16 protein-coding genes are annotated in these 19,245 nt (G+C 72.6%); 10 read left to right on the forward strand and 6 right to left on the reverse strand.

The annotated features are described in order from the left end of the window. The first annotated feature begins 57 nt into the window (after positions 1 to 57). From ACFPM7_RS10050 to ACFPM7_RS10090, 9 genes are all read left to right on the forward strand, one after another. Positions 58 to 2,886, forward strand: coding sequence for an ATP-binding protein (locus tag ACFPM7_RS10050; RefSeq protein ID WP_378246363.1), 2,829 nt, complete (start codon positions 58 to 60; stop codon positions 2,884 to 2,886). Between the two features lie 34 nt (positions 2,887 to 2,920). Next, positions 2,921 to 4,903, forward strand: coding sequence for a magnesium transporter (locus tag ACFPM7_RS10055; protein WP_378246250.1), 1,983 nt, complete (start codon positions 2,921 to 2,923; stop codon positions 4,901 to 4,903). A gap of 4 nt (positions 4,904 to 4,907) precedes the next feature. Further along, a complete protein-coding gene (locus tag ACFPM7_RS10060) occupies positions 4,908 to 5,528 on the forward strand; it encodes a hypothetical protein (protein WP_378246252.1) in 621 nt (206 codons plus the stop codon). A gap of 1 nt (position 5,529) precedes the next feature. Further along, the gene (locus ACFPM7_RS10065; RefSeq protein WP_378246254.1) at positions 5,530 to 6,534 is read left to right on the forward strand and encodes a C40 family peptidase; all 1,005 of its coding nucleotides are present in this window, start codon (positions 5,530 to 5,532) and stop codon (positions 6,532 to 6,534) included. Positions 6,535 to 6,543: 9 nt separating this feature from the next. After that, the gene (locus ACFPM7_RS10070) at positions 6,544 to 7,026 is read left to right on the forward strand and encodes a hypothetical protein (RefSeq protein ID WP_378246256.1); all 483 of its coding nucleotides are present in this window, start codon (positions 6,544 to 6,546) and stop codon (positions 7,024 to 7,026) included. Positions 7,027 to 7,034: 8 nt separating this feature from the next. Continuing rightward, positions 7,035 to 7,226: a hypothetical protein gene (locus tag ACFPM7_RS10075; RefSeq protein WP_378246258.1), complete on the forward strand. Its 192-nt coding sequence runs from the start codon at positions 7,035 to 7,037 to the stop codon at positions 7,224 to 7,226. Between the two features lie 53 nt (positions 7,227 to 7,279). Beyond that, a complete protein-coding gene (locus ACFPM7_RS10080) occupies positions 7,280 to 8,698 on the forward strand; it encodes an RNB domain-containing ribonuclease (RefSeq protein ID WP_378246260.1) in 1,419 nt (472 codons plus the stop codon). Positions 8,699 to 8,846: 148 nt separating this feature from the next. Next, positions 8,847 to 9,524, forward strand: a complete 678-nt coding sequence (npdG, locus tag ACFPM7_RS10085; protein ID WP_378246262.1) for an NADPH-dependent F420 reductase — start codon at positions 8,847 to 8,849, stop codon at positions 9,522 to 9,524. Between the two features lies 1 nt (position 9,525). Next, positions 9,526 to 10,287: a helical backbone metal receptor gene (locus ACFPM7_RS10090; RefSeq protein WP_378246264.1), complete on the forward strand. Its 762-nt coding sequence runs from the start codon at positions 9,526 to 9,528 to the stop codon at positions 10,285 to 10,287. A 357-nt stretch (positions 10,288 to 10,644) separates the two neighbouring features. Here the strand turns inward: ACFPM7_RS10090 and pip are convergent, their stop codons facing one another. Continuing rightward, positions 10,645 to 11,568: a prolyl aminopeptidase gene (gene pip / locus ACFPM7_RS10095; RefSeq protein ID WP_378246266.1), complete on the reverse strand. Its 924-nt coding sequence runs from the start codon at positions 11,566 to 11,568 to the stop codon at positions 10,645 to 10,647. A gap of 25 nt (positions 11,569 to 11,593) precedes the next feature. Here pip and ACFPM7_RS10100 point away from each other — a divergent pair, with 25 nt between their 5' ends. Further along, on the forward strand, positions 11,594 to 12,502 hold the full coding sequence (locus tag ACFPM7_RS10100; RefSeq protein WP_378246268.1) for a glutathione S-transferase family protein: 909 nt from the start codon (positions 11,594 to 11,596) through the stop codon (positions 12,500 to 12,502). On the opposite strand, the gene ACFPM7_RS10105 is transcribed toward ACFPM7_RS10100, so the two are convergent. The 5 genes from ACFPM7_RS10105 to secA2 all read right to left on the reverse strand — a co-directional run bounded on the left by ACFPM7_RS10105 (position 12,497) and on the right by secA2 (position 19,137). Then, positions 12,497 to 12,694, reverse strand: coding sequence for a histidine kinase (locus tag ACFPM7_RS10105; RefSeq protein WP_378246365.1), 198 nt, complete (start codon positions 12,692 to 12,694; stop codon positions 12,497 to 12,499). The two genes, ACFPM7_RS10100 and ACFPM7_RS10105, sit on opposite strands and share 6 nt — an antisense overlap. A gap of 123 nt (positions 12,695 to 12,817) precedes the next feature. Next, the gene (locus ACFPM7_RS10110; RefSeq protein ID WP_378246270.1) at positions 12,818 to 13,954 is read right to left on the reverse strand and encodes a DUF418 domain-containing protein; all 1,137 of its coding nucleotides are present in this window, start codon (positions 13,952 to 13,954) and stop codon (positions 12,818 to 12,820) included. Between the two features lie 83 nt (positions 13,955 to 14,037). Then, positions 14,038 to 14,898 carry a 3-methyl-2-oxobutanoate hydroxymethyltransferase gene (gene panB / locus ACFPM7_RS10115; protein ID WP_378246272.1) on the reverse strand — a complete coding sequence of 287 codons (861 nt, stop codon included), beginning with the start codon at positions 14,896 to 14,898 and terminating at the stop codon, positions 14,038 to 14,040. Between the two features lie 130 nt (positions 14,899 to 15,028). Continuing rightward, on the reverse strand, positions 15,029 to 16,747 hold the full coding sequence (locus ACFPM7_RS10120) for an NAD+ synthase (protein ID WP_378246274.1): 1,719 nt from the start codon (positions 16,745 to 16,747) through the stop codon (positions 15,029 to 15,031). Between the two features lie 53 nt (positions 16,748 to 16,800). Continuing rightward, the gene (secA2, locus tag ACFPM7_RS10125) at positions 16,801 to 19,137 is read right to left on the reverse strand and encodes an accessory Sec system translocase SecA2 (RefSeq protein WP_378246276.1); all 2,337 of its coding nucleotides are present in this window, start codon (positions 19,135 to 19,137) and stop codon (positions 16,801 to 16,803) included. Between the last annotated feature and the right edge of the window lie 108 nt (positions 19,138 to 19,245).

Below are 19,245 nucleotides of genomic sequence, written 5' to 3' on the forward strand. Positions count from 1 at the left end.
CTCGCGCGGCACTCGACACCGCGGAGCCAGGCCGGGAACGGCAGACACGCCGCCCCGGTGCGCTACGAGCCCCCCGCGCCGTCGCGCAAGCACGGCAAGCGCCTGCCGGGCGAGCAGACCGTCCCCAGCTACACGCCCGAGATCGCCGCGCGCACCATCGACGGCCACCTCCTGCGCACCGGCTCGGACGTCTACGCCTGGTACCGGCTGGCCCCGCAGCGCTGGTCCTTCCGCTCCGACTCCCAGCGCCAGGACCTCATCGCCGCCATCGCCGGCCAGTACGCCGAGCTGTCCGGGCGCTGGATGCACCTGCGGGTGACCACCCGGCCGTACCCGATCCGCATGTGGGCCGAGGCGCACGTCCACAACGCCGTCAACCGGCTGCCCGACGTGCCCGGCGCGCTCAGCTTCGACGACTACCTCGTCGGCGAGCAGCAGCAGCTCATGGGCCGCTCCATGGCCGAGAAGGAGGTCTACCTCGGCGTCCAGGTGCAGACCCGCAACGTGGTCGACCGGGCCGTCGAGCGGGCCGCCCCGCTGCTGCGCAAGGTCTTCCCCGAGGCCGTCGACGCCGAGCTGCTGGCCATCGAGAGCGAGGTCGAGCACCTCGACCAGGTGATGGGCTCCGCGGGCCTGGAGGGGCGGCCGGTCGCGGCCGAGGAGATGTCCTGGCTGATGCACCGCTCGTGCTCGCTGGGCCTGCCCGCGCCGCGCAACATGCCCGCGGTGCCCGGCGCCGCCTGGGAGCCCGAGGACCTGGCCTCCTTCACCGACGCCGCCGACTTCCACCAGGAGCCGTACTCGCCGACCGTGGTCGTGCGCGGGCGCACCGGCTCCAACGCGGGCGTGGCCCGCAACGTGTGCGTGCTGACCGTCGGCATGATGCACGGTCTGCAGATCCCCGAGGTGGACGACCCGTGGGTGCAGCGCAGCGACCGCCTGCCGGGCTCGGTGGAGTGGTCGGCGCGCATCTACGTGCGCAGGCCCGAGGAGGTCTCCGGCGAGCTGCAGCGGCAGATGAACAAGGTCCGCTCGCAGGTCAAGCACTACACCGACGAACACGAGCTGGAGCCGCCGCAGTCGCTGGCCCGGCAGGCGTCGCGGGTGCTGGAGATCGATGACGAGATGACCTCCGGGTTCACCGCGCTGGCCACCCGGGTCCGCTCCTGGTGGCGGCTGGCCGTCTCCGGGCCCACCGAGCGCGACGCGCTGCGCCTGGCCCAGCAGCTGCTGGACCTCTACAAGCCCAAGGTCGCCATCGAGCACCCCGAGGCCCAGTACGCGATGGCCAGGGAGTTCATCCCGGGCGAGCCGCTGGCCTCCGGCGCGTACATGCGCCGAGGGTCCGTCGTCTGGGCGGCGTCCGCGGTGCCCACCGCGACCGCCGAGGTCGGCGACCGGCGCGGCATCCTGCTCGGCGAGACCTGCACCGCCACCCGCAGGCCGGTGGCCTGGGACCCGTGGATGGCCCAGGAGATCCGCGACGCCTCCGGCCTGACCGCCATGGTCGCCGGGCTGGGCGGCGGCAAGTCCTTCCTCGGCGGCGGCATCGTCTACAAGACGCTGCGCGCCGGGGCGCACTGGACCATCCTCGACCCGTCCGGGCCGCTGGCCAAGCTGTGCGACCTGCCCGAGCTGCGCCCCTACGCCCGGCCCATCAACCTGCTCAACGCCCAGGCGGGCATCCTCAACCCCTACCGGGTGGTCGCCGAGCCGCGCCTGGAGCACTTCCTGGACGACGAGGACCCCGAGCGCGCCTGGCGCCGGGAGAAGGCGCTGGCCGCCGCCACCCGCCGCCGCCTCGTCCTCGACGTGCTCACCGGCCTGCTGCCCTACGAGGTCGCCCGGCTGCCCCAGTCGCGCATCGTGCTGCTGCGCGCCGTGCGCACCGTCGGCGGCCGCGCCGACGCCGACCCGTCGCTGGTCTTCGACGCGCTGCGCCGCGACGCCAGCGAGCACCACGAGCACGCCGTCGTCGTCGCCGACTTCCTCGACGAGATGAAGGAGCGCATGTCGCTGCTCATCCCCGAGCGCGGCGCCGACCCCTACGACGAGCAGCGCGACGACCGGCTCACCGTGCTGACCATGGCGGGCCTGACCCTGCCCAAGGACGGCGTCGGCCGCGAGCACTGGACCGACGCCGAGGCCCTCGGCGTGGAGATGCTGAACCTGGCCGCCTGGCTCACCCAGCGCTCCATCTACGACCGCCCCAAGGACCTGCGCAAGGGCGTCTGGATCGACGAGGCGTTCTTCCTCTCCGAGGTCCCCACCGGCCGCGTGCTGATGAACCGCTTCGCCCGCGACTCCCGCAAGTGGAACGTCCGCGTGCTGCTGTCCTCGCAGATCCCCGCCGACTTCCTCAAGATCCAGGGCTTCGTCGCCCTGCTGGACTCGGTCTTCATCGGCCGACTGGACGACGACCAGGCCCAAGCCGACGCCCTGCGCCTGCTCAAGGTGCCCGTCGGCGCGGGCTACGAGCAGGTCGTGGCCAGCCTCGGCAGGCGCGCGGCCGCCCACCGCGGCGTCACCGAGCGCGACACCGCCCCCCGCCAGTTCATCTTCGGCGACGGCGCAGGCGGCGTGGAGCGCATCCGCATCGACCTCTCCGGCCAGCACCTCGACCACCTGCGCGGCGTCATGGACACCACCCCCGACGCCCAGCGCGAGCGCGTCCTGCCCCCGGCGAGCACCCCGCACGCCCCAGCCATCCCCGAACCCCAGCCCCGCGAGCAGATCGAAGCGGCCGCCCCCAGCGACGAGGAGTTCGAGCGCGCCGCGGAGTTCGAGCTCGGCCTGACCGAAGAGGACTACGTCGGGGACACCGACCCCACCGACTCACCACCGCCGGACGACGGCAAGAAGCCAGGCCGCGAGGACGCGGCATGAAGACCGAATCAGTGAGATTGGCAGGGGCAGCCCCATGATCACGGTTCTGCTGGTGGTGGCAGCCGCGGCTCTGATAGCCGTGCTGCGCAGGCGATCCAAGAGCGGCGGAGTGGGCCGCCGCTCCGCGATGGCCGTGGTTGTGGCCATCATCGGTCTGCACACCCTGGTCGGCAGCCCGGCCATCGCCCAGGAACTCGACTGCGTCCCCAACCCCGAGCGCCCGGGCGCGGGCATGGTCGGCGCGATCGATCCGCCCAAGGGCAACGGCGAGGCGGGCACCCCGTACCAGGTCTACGGCTTCGCGGGCATGGTCTGGCACGTCTACGACGAGTCGTGCGGCGGGATCGTCCCCAGCGGGGTGTCCGACCCGGGCGCCACCATCGACAACTGGGCGGGCAACGAGCTGTTCAACCTCGCCAAGATCGTCGTCGGCGCCACCAACTCGCTGCACTACACGCTGCTCGACGGCGGCATCCTCGGCGGCCTCAACGACCAGATCGGCGAGGCGGCGGAGTCGATCTTCGACAACGTCTACGCCCAGCTGTTCAGCGTCTTCGCCCTCGTGCTGGCGATCTTCATGTTCCGCCAGATCTGGAAGGGCGACCTGGCGACGGTCAGCAAACGCGCGGTCTTCGCACTCGGCGGCATGTGGCTGGCGGCCTCGTCCATGGTGATCGTCGCCAACTACGACCGCATCGATGACGTCATCGTGCGCACGACCACCGGCATCCAGGCGGGCTTCGTCGACCCGGGAGACAGCCGCGTCGACTACGACATCCTGCCCACGCAGCTGCACGACAAGGTCGTCTACGAGAACTGGCTGCGCGGCGAGTTCGGCAGCCCGGAGGCGCCGCAGGCCGAGGAGTTCGGTCCGCGGCTGCTGGCCGCCCAGGCGTGGACCCGCGACGACGTGGTGAGCGGCCGCGACGCCGACGACGCGGCGGAGGCGGCCAAGAAGGCCGAGTACAAGAAGATCGCGGGCGAGCTGGGCCCGGCGACCGGCTACTTCAAGGGCACCGACGGCAGCCGCACCGGCTCCGGCGTCCTCGCGTTCTTCCAGTCCATCGTGTACTCGCTGTTCCAGTTTTTCGCCAAGCTCGCCGTGCTGCTGGCCCAGCTGCTGCTGCGCATCCTCGCGCTCGCCGCGCCGGTCATCGGCCTGGTCGCCCTGGTGCACCACGACATCCTGCGCCGGGTGGGCCGGGCCGTCGGCGCGGTCATCCTCAACGTACTGGTGCTGGCGATGCTCGCGGGCATCCACTTCAAGTTCCTCGAACTGATCTTCTCCCCGGACGCCGGGCTGTCCCTGCTGACGCAGATGCTGCTCGCGGGCATCGTCACGTTCGTGTTCTTCCTCGTCGGCAGGCCGATGAAGCGGATGTGGCAGATGGTGGAGATGTCGGTCGGCGCGGCCGGGGCGAGCGTGTCTGGCCCGGGGACGGGGATCTTCTCGCGGTTCCGGCGCAACAAGCACGCCGGTCCGACGCCGCAGGACAACTTCTGGGAGAACCTGCGCGATGAGGACGAGGCCACCGGCGAGGGCGGCGTCCTGGTGCGCGGCGGGCGCAGGCACCGGCCCGAGGCGTCGAACCCGGTCACCGTGCACGCCGAGCGGATGGACGCCGCGCGGGCGTCGATCGGCGGTCCGAGGGCGGCGATCGGCGGTGCGCAGACGCTGATCGGGCCCGCGGCCGACGGCAGTCAGTCGGCGGTCGTCGGGACGTCGGGGGCGCGGCTGGTCCCGCGCAGCCGGACCGCCGACACGGTGCCGGTGGCCGACCGCGGCTGGGACCGCGGGGAGGACGCCGTCGTCGTGCCGTCGCGGGTGCCGGGCGGGCCCGACCCGGTCGACGTGCCGTCGCCGCCGTCGCGGCCCGCGGACGTCGAGGTGGTCGCGGGCAGGCCCGTGCACGTCGTCTACCGGCCCTCGCGCGGGCTGGAGGTGGCCGCCGACCAGGTGCGCCCGCCGCTGCCGCGCCAGGACGGGCCGCGCGACACCGACCGGCTGGTGAGGTGACACCGTGCCGATCCGCACCAACCGCGGCCGGGCCGCGGTCTACCGGAAGCTGTGGGGCTGGCCGCTGCGCTCGCCCCGGCACCTGGCGGTCGCCGCGGTCGTCGCGGCGGTCGTGATCACCGCGGCGGGCATCGTCATCCCGAAGCTGTCCGGCGCTGAGTCCAACCGCCGAGCCGACCCCGGCGGCGGGAGCACCTCCACCTCGGAGACGCACGTCTTCGGCTCGCGCACGGTCGTGGTGCCGCCCGCCACCGGGTCGGCGGCGACGACGGAGACGCGCGTCGAGCCGACCCTGACCCCGAGCACCGCCCCGGCCCCGCCGGAGGCGCTCACCGTCGCCGCCGACTGGGCCAAGGCGTGGGTCAACCACCCCGACGGCATGACCCCGCAGGCGTGGCGCGAGCAGCTGCGCCCGTTCACCGACGCCGAGTCGATGGTCAAGCTGGAGGATGTCGAGCCCGCGAGAATCCCCGCGTCGGCCGTCACCGGCGAGCCCCGGGTCGTGGTCTCCTATCTGAAGTCGGTGGTGGCCGAGGTGCCCACCGACGAGGTCTTGCTGCGCCTGACCGTGGTCGAGACCGACCAGGGCTGGAAGGTGTCGGAGTTCGCGATGGGGGAGGGCTGAGATGCGCGGGACGATCGTCCTCGGCGGAGTCGCGGTGCTCGCGGTCGTGACCGGGATCGGCGCGGGCGCCGTCGTGCTGATCCAGCGCGACCACGCCGCCGACGCGGCGGCGTACACGACGGTGTCGTGCAACGCCTCGCTCGGGCCGACCACCACCGGGGCCACCGGATCGGGAGCGGCCGACGCCGCCAACCTCAAGCCCGACCAGCTGGCCACCGTCACCACGATCATCGCCATCGGCAAGCAGCGGGAGCTGCCGCCGCGCGCCTGGCAGATCGCCATCCAGGCCGGCATGACCGAGTCCGGCCTGCGCCCGCTGAACTACGGCGACCGCGACTCCCTCGGCATCTTCCAGATGCGCCCGTCGATGGGCTGGGGCACGCCCGCCGAGGTCACCGACCCGGAGTACGCGGTCAACAAGTTCTACGACGTGCTGCTGGAGGTCCCCAACTGGGACACCCAGCGCCCCGGCGACTCCGCGCAGGACGTCGAGCGCTCGGCCTTCCCCGACCGCTACCACGAGTGGGAGGCCATGGCCACCCACCTGATCGGCGACCTGGGGCAGGTCGTCAACGCCTCCGGCTGCGGGCCCGACATGGGCCGCGCGCTGCCGCCTGCGACGAAGGTCGCGGGCGCCGCGATCCAGTTCGCCCTCGGCCAGCAGGGCAAGCCCTACCAGTGGGGCGCGCTGACCACGCACCAGAACTCCTTCGACTGCTCCAGCCTCATGCTGCAGGCCTACCGCGACGCCGGAGTCAGCCTGCCGCGCACCTCCCGCGAGCAGTGGCGGGCCGGGGCGCACCTGCCCGTGGCGAAGTCCCAGCCCGGCGACCTGCTGTTCTGGGCCCGCGACACCTCCGACCCGGCCACCATCCACCACGTGGCGATGTACCTGGGGGACGGGAAGATGGTCGAGGCCCAGCAGAACGGCGTCCCGGTGCACATCCGCAACATCGAGTGGACCGAGGGCGGTCTCATGGACTACGCGGTCCGCCCCGGGGTCTAGGAGAACCGCATGACCATGTACTCCCCGGAGCCGATCCCCCGGCATCCGGGCCCACCGGCTTCCAGCACGCCCCTGCGCGACTTCCTCGCCTCCGGCCGCCGTCCCGGCATCAGCCCCGGCTACGCGGTGCTGCCGCGCTCGCTGGCCGAGGCGATGCCGCTGCCGTGGCAGCAGCAGATGTCCTACCTGCTCTACGAGTTCCACCAGGTGTACGCGCACCTGGACTGGCCGGAGTACCGGGTCGTGCCCTCGCGCAAGGAGCGGCTGGTCGACCTCGACGAGGACCAGCTGGCCGAGGTCGGCTGCATCGTGGAGATCGACGCCGACGGCGAGCTGGTCTACCGCGAGCGCAACGGGCGGCGCATCGAGAACCCGGAGACCTACGAGGTGCTGGTCTCCTGCCTCGACCCGATCCCGGCCGACCAGCTCAACGCCAACCAGGACACCCCGCCGCGCGGGCTCCCCATGCAGCACGCCCCCAAGTGGGGTTAGCTTCGATCATGACCAACGACCCGAACCCGCCCGAGGGCTGGTGGTACAACACCCGCACCGGCCAGGTCGAGCACGGCGACGTCGGCAAGGCGATCGACCGGCTCGGCCCGTACCCGGACCGCGAGTCCGCCGAGCGCGCGCTGCAGACCGCGCGCGAGCGCACCGAGGCCGAGGACAAGCGCGACCGCGACTGGAGCTGAACCCGCCGGTTCGGGTGCCTGACGCCGCGCTGCCGAGCGCTTAGGGTCTAGGTGTGGACACCGCAGCGATCGGTCGAGGCGACTTCTCCCGCGTGCGCGCCGAGTTCGGCCTGCCCGATCGCTTTCCCGGCCCGGTGCTCGCCGAGGCCGAGCGCGCGGTCGCCGGCGGCCCGCGGGGCGAGCGCGTCGACCGCACCGACATCCCGCTGGTGACGATCGACCCGCCCGGGGCCAAGGACCTCGACCAGGCGATGCACGTCGAACGGCACGGCGACGGCTTCCGCGTGCACTACGCGATCGCCGACCTCGGCGCGTTCGTCGAGCCGGGCGGGCCGATCGACACCGAGGTGCGCCGCCGCGGGCAGACGATCTACCTGCCGGACGGCTCGGTCCCCATGCACCCCACCGCGCTCTCGGAAGGCGCGGCGAGCCTGCTGCCCGGCCAGACCGCGCCGTCGGCGCTGTGGACGCTCGACCTGGACGCCGCGGGCGAGCCGGTCTCGTTCCGGGTCGAGCGCGCGCTTGTCCGCTCCACCGAGCAGTTCGACTACGAGTCCGTGCAGGCCGCCGTGGACGCCGGCACGACGCACCCGTCGGTGGCGCTGCTGCCCGAGCTGGGCGAGCTGCGCCGCGCGGCGGCGATCCGCCGGGGCGCGCTGGAGCTGCAACTGCCGGAGCAGGACGTCGAGCGGGTGGACGGCGGCTGGCGGCTGCTGCTGCGCGGGCGGACCCGCGTCGACGCCTGGAACGCCGAGATCTCCCTGCTGACCGGGATGTGCGCGGCGCGGCTCATGCTGGACGCGGGCATCGGCCTGCTGCGCACGCTGCCCGCCGCCACCGACGACGACCGCGCCTGGCTGCGCCGCTCCGCCGAGGCCCTGGGCATCCCGTGGCCGGAGGGCGCCAGCGCCGCCGAGGTGCTCGCGGGCCTGGACCCGGCGTCCCCGGCGGCGATGGCCCTGTCGATGGACGCGACCCGGCTGCTGCGCGGCGCGGGCTACACCGCCTTCGACGGCGCGCCCCCGGAACTGGACTCCCACGCCGGGATCGCCGCGCCGTACGCGCACGTCACCGCCCCGCTGCGGCGGCTGGTGGACCGCTTCGGCACCGAGGTCTGCCTGGCCGTCTGCGCCGGTGTCGAGGTCCCGGCCTGGGTGCGCGAGGCGCTGCCCGCGCTGCCGGAGGCGATGGAGTCCTCCGACGGCCTGGCCGCCAAGGTCGACCGGGCCTGCCTGGACCAGGTCGAGGCCTGGGTGCTGGCCGACCGCGTGGGCGAGGAGTTCGACGCGGTGGTCCTACGCGCCGACGGCGACACCGCCGAGGTCTTCGTCCCCGCCCCGCCGGTACTGGGCAAAGCCGACCTCAACCGCGACCCGGAGAAGGACGCCGAGACCCTGGAAGGCCGCACCCTGCGCCTGCGCCTCACCGAGGCCGACCCCGCCACCCGCCGCATCCGCTTCGCCCGCACCTGAGCACCCACCGCCGACCACCATCACCACCACCGGCCGCCGGTCATTCGACCCGGCCGTCACCGGCCAACTGGCTGACCGACCGGCTGGAGGGCCGTCGCCGATCAGCCCCGATCAGCGGGCTGTCCGCGCCTATGGCGAAGATGGGTACATGGACACCACCGCAGACCTGACCGCGCTCACGATCGGCGTGCTCGGCGGCACCGGCCCGCAGGGCCGCGGCCTGGCCCTGCGCTGGGCCCAGGCGGGCCTGCGCGTGGTCATCGGCTCCCGCTCGGCCGAGCGCGCCACCGAGGCCGCCGCGGAGATCAACGCCGCCGCGGGCTCCACCTCGGTCGCGGGCGGGGACAACACCGCCTGCGCCGCGGAGTCCGACGTCGTCCTGGTCGCGGTCCCGTGGGACGGCCACGCCGACCTGCTCACCGGTCTCAAGGCGGAGTTGGCGGGCAAGGTCGTCGTCGACTGCGTGAACCCGCTCGGCTTCGACAAGCAGGGCGCGTTCGCCCTGCCGGTCGCCGAGGGAAGCGCCGCGCAGCAGGCCGAGGCGCTGCTGCCCGACTCCCGGGTGACGGCCGCCTTCCACCACGTCTCCGCGGTCCTGCTGGCCGACCTGTCCATCGCCACCCTCGACACCGACGTCCTGGTCCTCGGCGACGACCGCGACGCCACCGACCTCGTCCGCGCCCTGGCCGACGCGATCCCCGGCATGCGCGGCATCTTCGGCGGCAGGCTCCGCAACGCCCACCAGGTCGAGGCCCTCACGGCGAACCTCATCTCCGTCAACCGCCGCTACAAGGCCCACGCCGGCCTGCGCGTCACCGACGTCTGAGATGCCCCACCCGCTGGACGACCTCGGCGCCCCGGTCCCGCTGACCGGGCAGCCCACCCGCGTCGTGAGCCTGGTCCCGTCACTGACCGAGGCCGTCGCGGCCTCGGCGCCCGACGTCCTCGTCGGCGCGACCGACTACTGCACGCACCCCGCCGACCTCGACGTCGCGCGGGTGGGCGGCTCGAAGTATCCGACGGTCGACGCGGTGACGGCACTCGGGCCCGACCTGGTGATCGCCAACTCCGAGGAGAACCGGCCGGAGGACGTCGCCGCTTTGCGCGCTGCGGGGGTTCCGGTGTGGGTGACCGAGGCTCCGGGGACGGTGCCGGCGGGGATCGCGTCCACGCGGCGGCTGCTGGTCTCGGGGTTGGGAGTTCCGGAGCCGGACTGGCTGGCTGAGGCTGACGCGCTGTGGGCGGAGTCCTCGCCGGTGTGGGCTACGGCGGTGGTTCCGGTGTGGCGTAAGCCGTGGGTTGTGCTGGGGCGGGACACCTTTGCCGGGGATGTTCTGCTCCGGTTGGGGGTGGCCAACGCCTATGCCGAGCACGAGGAGCGGTATCCGCGGCCGTCGTTGGAGGAGTTGCGGGGGGTGTCGGCTGACATCGTGGTGCTGCCGGATGAGCCGTATGTGTTCACTGCGGACGATGGGCCGCAGTTCTTTCCTGGGTTGCGGGCTGTGTTGGTTGTGGGGCGGTACTTGACCTGGTACGGGCCGTCGCTGGTTGACGCCAGGCGGGAGTTGGACGCCGCTTTGCGGGCTTGAGCCGTGGTTCCCGGGTGGTTCCGTGGCGGTGCCTTGTGGTGGGTCCGGTGGGGTGGACTCGCTTCAACGGGGACCCCTGGCGATGCGCCGCTGCGGGTCACGCGTGGGGACGGGCAAGCCCGGAGCCACGCGGGTCGAGTTGAGCGGCGCAGCGCACCCCGCCGGAGCGACTCCACCCCATCGGACAGGGCCGTAGCGCCTGTTGCGTTGCGAGGGCCAGAGATGCAGTTTTCTCCCTCTTTCCTTCTCGCTCTTGCCTTCTTCCTTCGCCTTCCGCTCTCCGCCTGTTTGTCCTCTGCTCTCCACCCGCTCCACCCTCGTGCAGCGGAGTCTGCCCACTAAGTCCTTTGTGGACAATCATCGATACCCATCAGTGGCGGCGCGCAAAGCGGTGAGGACGCCGGGGTCGGCGACGGTGTGGCCCGCTGTGGGGAGGATGGTGAGGGTGGAGCCTGGCCAGGCCTGGTGCAGGTCCCAGGCGGTCATCGGCGGGCACACTGCGTCGTAGCGGCCTTGGATGAAGGTGGCGGGGATGTGCGCGAGCTTGGGGGCGTCGCGGATCAGTTGGTTTTCCTCCAGCCAGCCGTGGTTCAGGAAGTAGTGCAGGGCCAGGCGGGCGAAGGGGACGGCGAAGCGTGGGTGTTCGTAGTGGGCGACCATCGCCGGGTTGGGCAGCAGGCTCACCGTGGTGCCCTCCCAGGCGCTCCAGGCGATGGCGGCGGCTGTCGGGTCGGGTCCGTCGAGGAGGGTGTGGTAGGCGTGGAGGGGGTCGGTGCCTGGGGTGACCAGGGACAGGAAGCGGGACCACGCTTCGGGGAACAGCGCGCCCGCGCCGCCGCGGTACAGCCAGTCCAGTTCGCGTTCGCGCAGGAGGAAGACGCCGCGTAGGACGACCTCGGTGACGCGGTCGGGGTGGGTCTCGGCGTAGGCGACGGCCAGGGTGCTGCCCCATGAGCCGCCGAAGAGCTGCCAGCGCTCGACGCCCAGGTGCTCGCGCAGGCGCTCCATGTCGGCGACTAGGTGCCAGGTGGTGTTCGCGTGCGTCGCGGCGAACGGGGTGCTGCGGCCCGCGCCGCGCTGGTCGAAGAGCACTATCCGGTAGGCGGTGGGGTCGAAGTGCCTGCGCTGCATCGGGTTCGTGCCCGCGCCGGGGCCGCCGTGCAGGACGACGACGGGTTTGCCGTCGGGGTTGCCGCTGGTCTCCCAGTAGACCCGGTGGCCGTCGCCGACGTCGAGGTGGCCGGTGCGGTCGGGCTCGATCGGCGGGTACAGCGAGTCCATGCCGGCAAGACTAGGGTCTGCAGGCATGGCGCAGTTCGGCAAGGAGACCTCGGCTCGCGGGGAGTTCGTCCGCCAGCCCAACCGGTTCACCGGGCGGGTGACCGAGCCGGAGGCGGGCCGCTACCGGCTGGTCGTCAGCTTGGCGTGCCCGTGGGCGCACCGGGCGGTCATCGTCCGCGCGCTGCTGGGCCTCGACGAGGCGATCTCCCTCGCCGTGGTCGACCCGATCCGCGACGAGCGCGGCTGGCGCTTCAGCCTCGACACCGACGGGGTCGACCCGGTCCTGGGCGCCCAGTTCCTCTCCGAGGTCTACCTGGCGACCGACGAGAACTACGAGGGCAGGGTCACCGTGCCCGCCCTGGTGGACACCCACACCGGCACTGTGGTCACCAACGACTACCCGCGGATCACCCTCGACTTCTCCACCGAGTGGACGTCCTTCCACCGGCCCGGCGCGCCCGACCTCTACCCCGAGGGCAGGCGCGAGGAGATCGACGCGCTCATCGAGCCGATCTTCCACCACGTCAACAACGGCGTGTACAAATGCGGCTTCGCCTCGGCCCAGTCCGCCTACGACCTCGCCTACACCTCGCTGTTCGCCGAACTCGACCGGCTTTCCGAGCGGCTGGCCGACCAGCGCTACCTGATGGGCGACGACCTCACCGAGGTGGACATCCGCCTGTTCACCACCCTGGTGCGCTTCGACGCCGTCTACCACGGCCACTTCAAGTGCAACCGGAACAAGCTCGCCGAGATGCCGGTGCTCTGGGCCTACGCGCGCGACATCTTCCAGACGCCCGGCGTCGCCGACACCGTCGACTTCGACCACATCAAGCGTCACTACTACGCCACCCACGAGCAGATCAACCCGTCCCGGATCGTCCCGGCCGGGCCGGACCCGTCGGGCTGGTGGGAGCCGCACGGGCGGTCATAGCAGGCCGCGGCGGTACCCGGTCGCCACGGCAGCGGCAGCATCGCCGCAGCGCAGGGGTCCGGGGCGCAGTGCCTCGATGGAGCGGCGCACCTCGACCAGGCTCTCCCGGGCCAGCCCGCGGGCGATGCCGATGCGCTCGCGCACCGCGTCCTCGCCGCAGCCGGCCTCGGCCACCTCCAGCTGGGTGACGATGCGAGCCTGCCCGGCAGGGCCACAACGCGGCGATGTCGCAGGCGGGCAGGAACACGGTGAAGATCCCGTCCTCGCGCAGCAGCACCGCCCTCTGCGCCAGCAGCCCGACGAAGTACAGCGCCATCAGCGCCGGGTCAGCCGCCGCATCAGCGCCTCGGCGGGGCCGGGCCTGCCCGCGCGGGCGAGCGCGTCGGCCAGCAGCACCGACACCAGCCACACGGCCAGCGCGAGCCCGGCGGTGGCGGCCGACCCCAGCACCCCGCCCAGGCCGAGGGTGTACGGCTTCAGCAGTATGACGAACGCGACCGACTGGAAGAGGTAGCAGCTCAGCGACCGCTCCCCGCAGGCCGCGATCGCCCGCACCACCGGTCCGCGCCGCTGCCCGATCCGGGCGGCGAGCAGCCCGACGAGGGCCGCGTAGCCGAGCCCGCCCGCGACACCGGTCACCGCGTGCACCCCGGAGACGGTCCACCGCGCGCCGAGCCCGTCCGGCGTCCAGAACTCGCCGACGGCCAGACCCGCGGGCAACCCGCCCAGCACGGCGATCCCGATCCCGGCCACGGCGACGCGCACCAGCAGGTCCCGGTGCGCCTCCAGGTCGGCGAAGACGTCGCGCCGCGCCGCCCACACCCCCACCAGCATCGCGCTGAGCACCCCGACCAGGCCGAACGGGCTCAGCAGCCAGTCGACCGGGTGACCGGCGAGCGCGCGCAGCGGATCGGCCTCGACCAGCGACAGCATGAACGTCCGCTGCGTCGACGGCGGCGGCGAGTAGGAGAAGCCCTGCAGGACGCCCACGACGACCAGCCAGCCGACGGCCAGCGCCAGCAGCGTGCGGTCGCGCAGGCGGGTGAACCCGAGCACGGCGAACCCGAGCGCCCCGTACAGGCCGAGGATGTCGCCGGGGAAGAGCAGCATCGCGTGCACGAACCCGAACGCGATCAGCCAGGCGTTGCGCCGCCGCACCGACCGGCGGGCCTCCCGCTGATCGACCCCGGCGTCGACGCGCCGCCGCAGCGACGCCGCGATCCCGTAGGCGAACAGCGCCGCGAACATCGGGTAGGCGCGCGAGTCGACCAGGGTCACCTGCACGAGGCTCACCACGCGGTCGAGCAGGCCGGTCTCGGCGATGTGCTGGCGCACCCCGTAGGGGCGGCCGTAGAGGTAGAGCGCGGCGTTGGCCACGGCGATCATGGCGAGCAGCCCGCCGCGGGCCAGGTCGGGGGCGAGCTGCCGGGGACGGGTGGAGACGGTGGTCATGGGACCAGCCTGGCGGGTGGCCCCATGACCGTCATCGACCACCTCGGTCCGACCGAGATCAACCGATCGGGTGGATGCGCCCGCTAGTGGAAGACGTGCTCCGGTCCGGGGAACTCGCGGCTGCGGACGTCCTCGGCGAAGTCGCGGGCCGCGCCGAGCAGCACGCTCGCCACGTCCGCGTAGCGCTTGACGAAGCGCGGCGGCTTCGCCCGGCGCAGGCCCGCCATGTCCTGCCAGACCAGCACCTGCCCGTCGCAGTCCGGACCGGCCCCGATGCCGACGGTCGGCACCCGCAGCTCGTGGGTGACCCGCTTGGCGACCTCGGCGGGCACCATCTCCATCACCACGGCGAACGCGCCCGCCTCCTGCAGCGCCAGCGCGTCGGCCACGACCTGGTCACCGGTGTCGCCGCGGCCCTGGACCCGGTAGCCGCCCAGGTTGTGCTCGCTCTGCGGGGTGAACCCGATGTGGCCCATGACCGGCACGCCCGCGGTGGTGATGGCCTTCACGTGCGGGGCGAACGCGCTCCCGCCCTCCAGCTTCACCGCGTGGGCGCGGCCTTCCTTCATGAACCGCACCGCCGTGGCCAGCGCCTGCTCGGGGGAGAGCTGGTAGGAGCCGAACGGCAGGTCGGCGACGACGAGGGCGCGCTTGGCCGAGCGGCTCACCGCGGCGACCAGGGGCATCAGCTCGTCCACCGTGACCGGCAGCGAGGTGTCGTAGCCGTAGACGTTGTTGGAGGCGGAGTCGCCGACGAGCAGGACGGGGATGCCCGCCTCGTCGAACAGCTCGGCGGTGTACATGTCGTACGCGGTCAGCATGGGCCAGTGCTCGCCGCGGGACTTCATCTCGTGCAGGTGGTGGATGCGCACTCGCTTGGCGGGCTTGCCCTGCGCCGCTGCCCCGGACCCGTACGGTGCGGAGACTTCCTGGGTGTCGGACATCGCTGATCGACCGTCCTTCCCTCAAGGCCCGCTTCGTCGCGGGTCCCTGGGTAAACGCGGATGGTTACCCGACCAGCGTCGCACCCGGACGCCACTCCGAGCGTGCGCATGGGACCGACCTCACAGGGGCTCAGCCCTCGCGCCACCCGCTGGTGATGGGCAGCCTGCGGTCGCGGCCGAACGCCCGGAAGGTGATCTTGGTGCCGGGCGGGTACTGGCGGCGCTTGAACTCGGCCCGGTCGACCATGCGCAGCACCTTGTCGATCAGCTCGGGCGCGAAGCCGGCGGCGACCAGGTCGGAGTAGCCGCGGTCGCCCTCGATGTAGTCGTCCAGGACGGCGTCGAGCAGCTCGTAGTCCGGCAGCGAGTCGGTGTCGACCTGGCCGGGGCGCAGCTCGGCCGAGGGCGGCTTGCTGATCGAGTTCTCCGGGATCGGCGGGGTCTCGCCGCGCTTCTCGGCGTCGGCGTTGCGCCAGCGGGCCAGCTGCCACACGACCGTCTTGGGCACGTCCTTGATCGGGGCGAACCCGCCGACCGCGTCGCCGTAGATGGTGGAGTAGCCCACGGCCAGCTCGGTCTTGTTGCCGGTGGTCAGCACCAGGTGCCCGTGCTGGTTGGACAGGCCCATCAGGGTCACGCCCCGGCAGCGGGCCTGCACGTTCTCCTCGGCCAGGCCGTGCAGGCCCAGCTGCTCGACGAACACCCGGACCATGTCCGCGATGGGCTGCACCGAGTAGTGCACGCCGGTGCGCTCGGCCAGGTCCTCGGCGTCGCTCTTGGAGTGGTCGGAGGAGTACACCGAGGGCATCGAGACCCCGTGCACCGCGTCGGCGCCCAGCGCGTCGACGGCCAGGGCGGCGCACACCGCCGAGTCGATGCCGCCGGAGAGGCCCAGCACCACCGAGCGGAAGCCGTTCTTGGTGGCGTAGTCGCGCAGGCCGGTGACCAGCGCGGACCAGATCTCGGCCTCTTCGGGCAGCGGCTCGGCGACCACGCCGGGGAACGTGGCGGCCGCCACGGCGCGGGGCTCGGTGGACAGGGCCACCCTGCGGACGCTGAAGTCGGCGACGACCTCGGCGTCGGTGCGGGTCGCGCCGCCGGGCAGGTCCAGGTCCAGCAGGGCCAGGTGCTCCACGAACTGCGGCGCGCGCAGCAGCAGCGCGCCGTCCTCGGCCACGACCATCGAGTCGCCGTCGAAGACCAGGTCGTCCTGGCCGCCGACCTGGTTGACGTAGACCAGCGGCGCCTGCGCCTCGCGGGAGCGGCGGGCGATCAGCGGCAGGCGCTGGTCGTCCTTGGAGCGCTCGTAGGGGGAGGCGTTGGGGGAGACGATGAGGTCGACGCCCGCCTGGCCGAGCGCGGCCACCGGGCCGCCCTCCTGCCACACGTCCTCGCAGATCACCATGCCGATGTGCAGGCCGCGGACCTGGACGATGTCCAGCGACGTGCCCGACTTGAACAGCCGCCGCTCGTCGAAGACGCCGTAGTTGGGCAGGTGGTGCTTGAACTGGCGGGCCACGACCGTGCCGCCGTGCAGCACCGCCGCCGCGTTGCGCGGGCCGACCTCGTCGCGGTCCAGGTAGCCCACCCACACCGGGACCTCGCCGCAGCCGGCCTCGGCGAGCGCGATGGCCAGCGCGTCGAGCGCCGCGCGGGAGGCGCCGCTGAACGAGTGCCGCAGCGCCAGGTCTTCCACCGGGTAGCCGGTGAGCACCATCTCGGGGAAGACGACGACGTCGGCGTCTTGCCCGACGGCCTCGCGGGTCCAGCGGACGATGAGGTCCGCGTTGCCCGCGAGGTCCCCGACCGTGGGGTTGACCTGGGCCAGGGCGATGCGTAGCTGCGGCATGTCGTCATCCTCCTCCACGTTTTCGCCTTTGAGGCGAAAATGTGACCGGCGTGTCAGCCCTTGGCCTTCACCTTCCGCATCGCCGCGCGGACCCGCTGCAGGGCCTGCTCGGCGTCGGAGTCGAAGGGGTTGTCGTGAACCATGTACGTCCAGGTGGAGGACGGCCTGCGCAGCCCGGCCTGCTCCAGGTCGATGCCGTCGACGGTGATCTCGGCGCTCTCCAGGGTCTCCGCCGACAGGTCGGCGACCTCCTTCAGCAGGCCCTTGAACTCGCCGATCGCCGCGCGGTGGAACTCGTCGATGGGGGTCTCCCTGGCCAGCGCGCGCAGGTGGATCGTCTCCCGCACGTCGGACAGGAACGCCAGGTGATCCGACCAGCGCCGGTCGACGTGGTGCAGCACGATCCGCCGGGCCACCCCGTCGAGCACCTCGGTGTCCAGCTTCTCCTCCAGCTCGGCCCAGCGGTCCGGGCAGCGCTCCTTGAGCGAGCGGGAGGCCAGGTCGGTGCGCAGCACGTCGTCGCGGAAGGCCAGCACGATCCCGCGCTGCTGCTCGGTGAGCCGGGTGTAGCGCCAGGTGTTGCGGTGGACGTCGAGGTGCACGCCCTCGGCGACGCGCTGCGCGTGGGCGATGAAGCGCGCCGAGGTGGCGTCGTCCAGCCTGCCGTCCTCGTCGGCGTCGCCGCCTGCCGTCGCCTCCGGCGCGTACTGCGCGACCAGGTCGTCGGCGAGGCTGGCGAACACCACCGAGCCGCCGGGGTCGCCCTGACGCCCGGAGCGCCCGCGCAGCTGGTCATCCAGCCTGCTGCTGGTGTAGTGCCCGGAGCCGACGACGTAGAGCCCGCCCAGCTCGGCCACCAGGTCGTGGGCTTCGGCGTCGCCGTTGGCCCCGCCGAGGCGGATGTCGGTGCCGCGCCCGGCCATCTGGGTGGACACCGTCACCGCCTGGTGCGCGCCCGCGTCGGCCACGATCGCGGCCTCCTCGGCGTCGTTCTTGGCGTTGAGCACCACCGGGCTCATCCCGGCCTCGACCAGCTTCCCGGCCAGCCGCTCGGACTCGGCGACGTCCATCGTGCCGACCAGGATCGGCCTGCCGGTGGCGTGCACCTGCACGATCTCGGCCAGCAGCGCCTTCTCCTTGGCCTCGATCGAGTCGTAGACCCGGTCGGGCTCGTCCTCGCGCACGCACGGCTTGTTCGGCGGGACCACGGCCACGCGCAGGTCGTAGAACTCGCGCAGCTGCTCGGCCACCGCGGTCGCCGTGCCTGTCATGCCGCACACCGACTTGTAGCGGTTGATCAGCCCCTGCACCGAGATCGAGTCCAGCACCTCGCCGCTCTCGGTCGGCTTGAGCTTCTCCTTCGCCTCGACCGCGGCCTGCAGGCCGTCCGGCCAGCGCTGCAGCACCGCGATCCGCCCGCGCGAGGTGTTGATCAGGTGGACCTTGCCGTCACGGACGATGTAGTCGACGTCGCGTTCCAGCAGCGCGTGCGCGTGCAGCGCGGCGTTGACCGCGGCGAGGCGGTCACTGTGCTCGCCGGAGTACAGGTCGATGCTGCCCAGCGCCTTCTCCACGATGCCCGCGCCGCGGGTGGTCAGCCAGGCGTTGCGGTTGTCCTCGTCGCGCTCGTAGTGGTCGCCGGGGCGCAGCGTCCGCACGACCGCGGCGACCTCCTGGTCGTCCTGCACGTCGTCGGTCGCGCCCGCCATCACCAGCGGCACCCTGGCCTCGTCGACCAGCACCGAGTCGGCCTCGTCGACCAGGACCACGTCCGGGTCGCGCTGCACCAGCTCCGCCTCGTCCACGGCCGTGCGGTCGCGCAGCACGTCGAAGCCGATCTCGCTGACCGCGCCGTAGGTGACGTCGCAGGCGTAGGCCGACCGGCGCTGCTCCTGGGTCGACTCCTGCGACACCCAGCCGACGGACACCCCGAGCAGGCCGAACACCGGCGACATCCACTCGGCGTCGCGGCGGGCGAGGTAGTCGTTGACCGACATGACGTGCACCGAGCGGCCCTGGACGGCGTACCCGGCCGCGGCCAGCGCGCCCGCGAGCGTCTTGCCCTCACCGGTGCCCATCTCCACCACGCGGCCGTGCAGCAGCTCCATCGCGCCGATGAGCTGCATGTCGTAGGGGCGCTCGCCGATGCCGCGCCGCGCCGCCTCCCGGCCCAGCGCGCACAGCTCGACCATGCCCGCCTCGTCCAGCTTGCCCTTCTCGCGCAGCTCGGCCGCCGCCCCGGTCAGCCCGGCGTCGTCCAGGTCGGCCAGTGCCTTCTCGCGCTTCTCGATCGCGGTGAGCTGGTCTGCGTACTTCTTGAGGTCGACTGTGGCGGGCCGCTCCAGCAGACGCTGGAACCGTCCCTTGACCCGTGTGAGCAACCCAGCCACGTCCGAAGGCCGCCTTTCCTCGCCGCGCTCTCGTCGCCGTGTGTCGGTCGACACTCGAACCCTGCCACCTAACGCCGGAGGATGACAGGTCGGTTCCCGCCCGCCCCG

Source organism: Actinokineospora guangxiensis, assembly GCF_042657845.1.
Lineage (GTDB): Bacteria > Actinomycetota > Actinomycetes > Mycobacteriales > Pseudonocardiaceae > Actinokineospora > Actinokineospora guangxiensis.